This window comes from Mesorhizobium sp. M4A.F.Ca.ET.022.05.2.1 (assembly GCF_003998845.1).
In the GTDB taxonomy this organism is placed as follows: Bacteria; Pseudomonadota; Alphaproteobacteria; order Rhizobiales; family Rhizobiaceae; genus Mesorhizobium.
In genome coordinates this window covers 1-5,318 of record NZ_RZOJ01000416.1, presented here as the reverse complement: position 1 = coordinate 5,318, position 5,318 = coordinate 1, and the positions used below count along the sequence as shown (strand labels likewise).

Annotated in this window: 4 protein-coding genes and 1 pseudogene; 3 read left to right on the top strand and 2 right to left on the bottom strand. The window is 65.4% G+C overall.

Features of this window, described 5'->3' with window-relative positions:
- Together EN745_RS29300 and EN745_RS29295 are read right to left on the bottom strand one after the other, a co-directional pair.
- Positions 1 to 286 (bottom strand): annotated as a pseudogene (locus EN745_RS29300) (hypothetical protein); the annotation flags it as partial.
- Between the two features lie 222 nt (positions 287 to 508).
- Entirely contained in the window at positions 509 to 1,225 is a 717-nt protein-coding gene (locus tag EN745_RS29295) for a TetR/AcrR family transcriptional regulator (RefSeq protein WP_127422849.1), read from the bottom strand.
- 146 nt (positions 1,226 to 1,371) lie between these two features.
- On the opposite strand from EN745_RS29295, the gene EN745_RS29290 reads away from it, so the two are divergent.
- The 3 genes from EN745_RS29290 to EN745_RS29280 form a co-directional block, all read left to right on the top strand.
- Positions 1,372 to 2,556 (top strand): HlyD family secretion protein, encoded by a 1,185-nt coding sequence (locus EN745_RS29290; RefSeq protein WP_127422848.1) that lies wholly within the window; start codon positions 1,372 to 1,374, stop codon positions 2,554 to 2,556.
- Positions 2,557 to 2,688: 132 nt separating this feature from the next.
- A complete protein-coding gene (locus tag EN745_RS29285) occupies positions 2,689 to 4,296 on the top strand; it encodes a DHA2 family efflux MFS transporter permease subunit (RefSeq protein WP_127422847.1) in 1,608 nt (535 codons plus the stop codon).
- Positions 4,297 to 4,472: 176 nt separating this feature from the next.
- Positions 4,473 to 5,318, top strand: an 846-nt coding sequence (locus EN745_RS29280) for an NAD(P)H-binding protein (protein WP_127422846.1), incomplete at its 3' end; no start/stop codon positions are given.

Genomic DNA, 5,318 nt, shown 5'->3' with positions numbered 1-5,318 from the left:
GCTGCGCTGCAGGCCGCTTGTCGGAATCCGGCGTGCGGGTAAAGCGCACATTGGGCGCGAGAAAGAAATATTGCTGCCAGGCCGGGCGGCCGAACTCGCCACCCTCAGAATCCAACGAGGCGGCGGCATTCGATTCGCCCTCAACGGAGGCTCGCAGCGTGACGACCTGCCCCGTTTGCCGCTGCGGCGGCGCGGCCGTGCCTTGCTGCGGGGCATCTTCCGGATGACTGTCAACGTTGTCGCCATGGGCGGAAGCGCCGGAAGGATTGGCACGGGAGAAACGCATGGATGTCACACTCGAGATTCGTCGAACAAACGTGTCCCGAGACATAGGAACCGATGGTTAACAAGCCCTTCCGGAGGGCTCCGCAAAAGGGGCGATCGACGGTCGATTTAAGCGGGAGGAAGGACGTGCCCGGCGGACATCGAGGCCGGTTACGACGCTGTCTGCGTCGCGTCGTCAAGGCACGTCGCGATCCTTCGCAATCGCTCCGCGCGCTTCAGGTTTTCACGCCGACTGCGCCGCCTGCTCCTCGGCCGCGAGCTTTTCGGTGCCGTAGGCCTTCAGGAACATGCCGACGCCCGACCTGACGACATGGTCGATCTCATCCTGGCTGGGGGCCTTGGTGCGGTAGGAGAATATGCACTGGCGGAAAAATCCGGCCAGGCAAAGTTCAGTGAACTGATAGGCCGCAAGATCGACATCGTCGATCTTTAGCAGGCCGCGTTCAATGGCGGCATTGAGGAAGGCCATGACCTTGTCATGGCCGCGTTTCGGGCCGCGCTCGTAAAACCGCGCGCCCATGTCGGGTATCCTGTCCGCCGCGCCGATCACCGTGCGCTGCGCCTGGATGACCTTGGCCGAGGTGATCTTGAGCGACAGCACCTTGCCGAACTTGACCAGCGTCTCGCGCAGGTCGCCGGAGCGGTCGAGCATATCGTACATGTTCTTGAAGATTGTGCCGCGCTCTTCCTCGATCAGCGCCTCGAACAGCTCTTCCTTGTTGGCGAAGTAGACATAGATGGTGCCCTTGGAGACACCGGCCTCTCGGGTTATGTCATTCATCGAGGCGGCCTCGAAGCCCTTGTCGATGAAGACACGGCGCGCGCCCTCGATAATCTGGCTGCGCTTGACCGGATCCTGCCCAGCCGCCGGGCGGCCTCGACGCAGGCTGTCCAGCACGTCGCACTGGTCCGTGCCGGAGTCGGACACTGTTTCGGCCATAAAAGTCACACCTCGCAAAATAATTCGAACCAACCGGTTCGATTGCCTCTTGATATGGGCCTGTTTTAGCGCTAAGTCAATCTCCGTATCGAACCGAACGGTTCAGTATAACAGAATTTCCTCATATAGACCTGCTGAGAGATATCATGTCCTCGAACGCGCCCGCCACAGCCGAAGTCCGCACGTTTCCCAACGCCAAGGTCCAACCATCGACCGAAGCGCCGGAAGCGCTTCCGCAGCCCGCCACCGTGACCCCGGCCGAGGCGCCCGCCAAGAAGAAGCGTTCGGTGCGCTCGCTGCTTTTGCCCATCATCGGGCTTGGACTGCTCGGCGCCGGCGGCTGGTACGGCTACGACTACTGGACCGACGGCCGCTTCATGATCTCAACCGACGACGCCTATGTCCAGGCCGACATGTCGTTCGTGTCGCCAAAGATTTCCGGTTATGTCGACAAGGTCCTGGTGAGCGAGAACCAGCAGGTCAAGGCCGGCGACCCGCTGCTGACCATCGATGACGGCGACTACAAGATAGCCGTCGCCCAGGCCGAGGCGCAGATCGCCACTTTGGCGAAGACGCTCGACCGCATCGACGCGCAGACCAAGGCAGCCCAGGCCTCGCTGCAGCAGGCGCAGGCGCAGAAGGTGGCCGACCAGGCCGCGGCCGACAATGCGGCGCGCGCCCAGGACCGCGCGGCGCAGCTGCTCAAGACCCATGTCGGCACGCAGGCGCAGCTCGACGACGCGCAGACAGCGCTCGACCAGGCCAAGGCGGCGCTCGTCGGCGCCGATGCACAGATCGCCGCTGCCCAAGCCAATATCGGGGTGCTCGAGGCGCAGCGCGCGGAGTCGGCAAGCACACTGGCTTCGCTGCAGCTCGGCCGCGACAAGGCCGCGCGCGATCTGTCCTTCACCGTCCTCAAGGCGCCCTATGACGGCGTCGTCGGCAACCGCTCGGTCGAGCAGGGCGACCTCGTCAGCCCCGGCCAGAAGCTCGCCGTCGTCGTGCCGATGGACAAGCTCTACATCGTCGGCAACTTCAAGGAGACGCAGCTCGGCCATCTGGTGGCCGGCGAGAAGGTCCGCATCACGGTCGACGCGATCGACGGCCAGAGTTTCGAAGGCACGGTCTCGTCGCTGGCGCCGGCTTCGGGTGCGGTGTTCTCGCTGCTGCCGCCGGAAAACGCCACCGGCAACTTCACCAAGGTGGTGCAGCGCGTTCCGGTCCGCATCGACGTGCCAGCCGACGTCCTGAAGACCGGCAAGCTGCGCGCCGGCCTGAGCGTCATCGTCGCCGCCGACAGCCGTACCGCGCCGGCCGCGACGGCCAACTAGGCACTTTTGGGGGGCGGCCCGGCGGCTTGTCGAGCGCCGGGCCGCCCAGCCAGCCCAAGTATTTGTTTTGACGCAATTCCGAACGGAAAGCCGCGCGCGCCTTTCCCGGAATTGCCGCAGGGAGGCCATGACATGGCAACCGCAACCGTCACCGCAGGATCGATACCGGCACGGCCGGCGGCACCCGCCCTGCCGGCCGACCATATGCCGGTTCGCCGCGTCATCGCCTTCCTGGCGATGGTGTTCGGCATGTTCATGGCGATCCTGGACATCCAGATCGTCTCGGCCTCGCTGGCCGAGATCCAGGCGGGCTTGAGCGCCAGTTCGGACGAGATCCCGTGGGTGCAGACGGCCTATCTGATCGCCGAGGTGGTGATGATCCCGCTGTCCGGCTTCCTCAGCCGGATGCTGTCGACGCGGGTCCTGTTCACGATCGCTGCCGCCGGCTTCACGGCGGCCAGCGCGCTGGCCGCGACCGCCACCAACATCGACCAGATGATCGTCTACCGCGCCATCCAGGGCTTCATCGGCGGCGGCATGATCCCCAGCGTCTTCGCGGCCGCCTTCACCATCTTCCCGCCGTCGCGCCGCGCCGTCGTCTCGCCGATGATCGGCCTAGTGGCGACGCTGGCGCCGACGATCGGCCCGACGGTCGGCGGCTATATCAGCCACGCGATGTCCTGGCACTGGCTGTTCCTGATCAATGTCGTGCCCGGCATATTGGTGGCGACGGCGGCCTGGACGCTGATCGATTTCGACAAGCCCAACCTCAAGCTGTTCTCGAAGTTCGACTGGTGGGGCCTCGCCGGCATGGCTGCCTTCCTCGGCTGCATGGAATATGTGCTGGAGGAAGGCCCGAACAACGACTGGCTGCAGGACCAGGCGGTGTTCATCTGCGCCGCCGTCATGAGCATCGGCGCGGTGCTGTTCTTCTGGCGCGCCTTCACCGCCGAGGAGCCGATCGTCGACCTGCGCGCCTTCACCAACGTCAACTTCGCCTTCGGCTCGCTGTTCTCCTTTGTCGTCGGCATCGGCCTCTACGGGCTCACCTATCTTTATCCGGTGTTCCTCGGCCGCATCCGCGGCTACGATTCGATGATGATCGGCGAAGCGCTGTTCGTCAGCGGCCTGGCGATGTTCTTCACAGCGCCCGTTGCCGGCATCCTGTCGAACAAGATCGATCTCAGGCTGATGATGATGATCGGTTTCTTCGGCTTCGCCACCGGCACCTGGTGGATGACGCATCTCACCGCCGACTGGGATTTCTACGAGCTGCTCATCCCGCAGATCCTGCGCGGCTGCTCGATGATGCTGTGCATGGTGCCGATCAACAACATCGCGCTCGGCACGCTGCCGCCGGAGCGGCTGAAGAATGCGTCTGGCCTGTTCAACCTGACCCGCAACCTCGGCGGCGCCGTCGGCCTTGCCGTCATCAACACGGTGCTGATCGACCGCAACGCCTTCCACTACGCCAGGCTGGCCGAGCACGTGCAGTGGGGCAGCGCCGAAGCGCAGCAGAAGTTGCAGAACATGACCATGAACTTCGAGCAGACCGCCGGTCTCGACGCCACCAAGGCGGCGATCTCCAAGCTGTCCGGCATGGTCCAGCAGCAGGCATCGCTGCTGTCCTTCATGGACGTGTTCTACATGCTGACGGTGCTGTTCGCTACGCTCGGTCTGTTCGTCCTGTTCATCCGCAAGCCGGCCGACCAGGCCGGCGGTAGTGGCGGAGGCCATTGAGGCGCGCCGGAACCCCGCCTGGCGCCCCTCGTGCATGACCCCGGAAATCGGCGACGATTCCGGGGTCATGCTTTAAGTCCACCTGTTTGGCGGCGACGGCGTCGGTGGCGATCGTGCGCTGGATGAGAGCCATCCGACCTGGTTTCTGCTGAAGTGGTTTCAGCTAAAGTTCCGGCATGAACGTCCTGATTCTCGGCGCGACCGGCTTCATCGGGTCCGCCGTCACAAGAAGACTTGCGGGGGAAGGCCACCAGGTCACGGGGCTTGGACGCGAGCCGGCGCGCGCGGCGCTGAGGATGCCGCAGGTGCGCTGGCTGAAGGCCGATCTCGCCGGCATGACGCGGAGCGTGGACTGGCAGACCGCGCTGGATGGCCAGCGGGCCGTGGTCAATTGCGCCGGCGCCCTGCAGGACGGGCTCGCCGATGACCTGACGGCCACCCAGGAAAAAGCGATGCTCGCTCTCTATGAGGCCGCGCGCGACCGGGAATTGCTGATCGTCCAGATCTCGGCGGACACAGCGGGAACCGGCCGCGACCTGCCCTTTCTCGACACCAAGAGGCGGGCCGACGGGGCGCTCGCGGCAAGCGGGGTGCGGCATGTCATCCTGCGGCCGGCGCTGGTGCCCGGCCGCAATGCGCATGGCGGCTCCGCCTTGTTGAGGGCGCTCGCTGCCTTCCCGTTGGCGATCCCTTTGGCTTACGCCGACAGCCCGGTCACGACGGTCGCGCTCGACGACGTCGCCGGCGCGGTCAGCGCCGCGATCGGCGGCGTCTTGCCCTCCGGCTCGGACCTCTCGCTCGCGGGCGATGAAGGCCTGACGCTGAAGGACCTTGTGCTTTTGCATCGCAACTGGCTCGGCCTGCCCCCGGCTCCCGTGTTTGCCGTTCCGCCGATGGCCGCACGGCCGGTGACGTGGCTGGCCGATCTCGCCGGCCGGCTCGGCTGGCGCTCGCCGCTCCGCTCGACCGCACTTGCGGTGATGGCGGGCGGGGTCGAAGTGCGGCGGCAGCAAGGGTCAGAC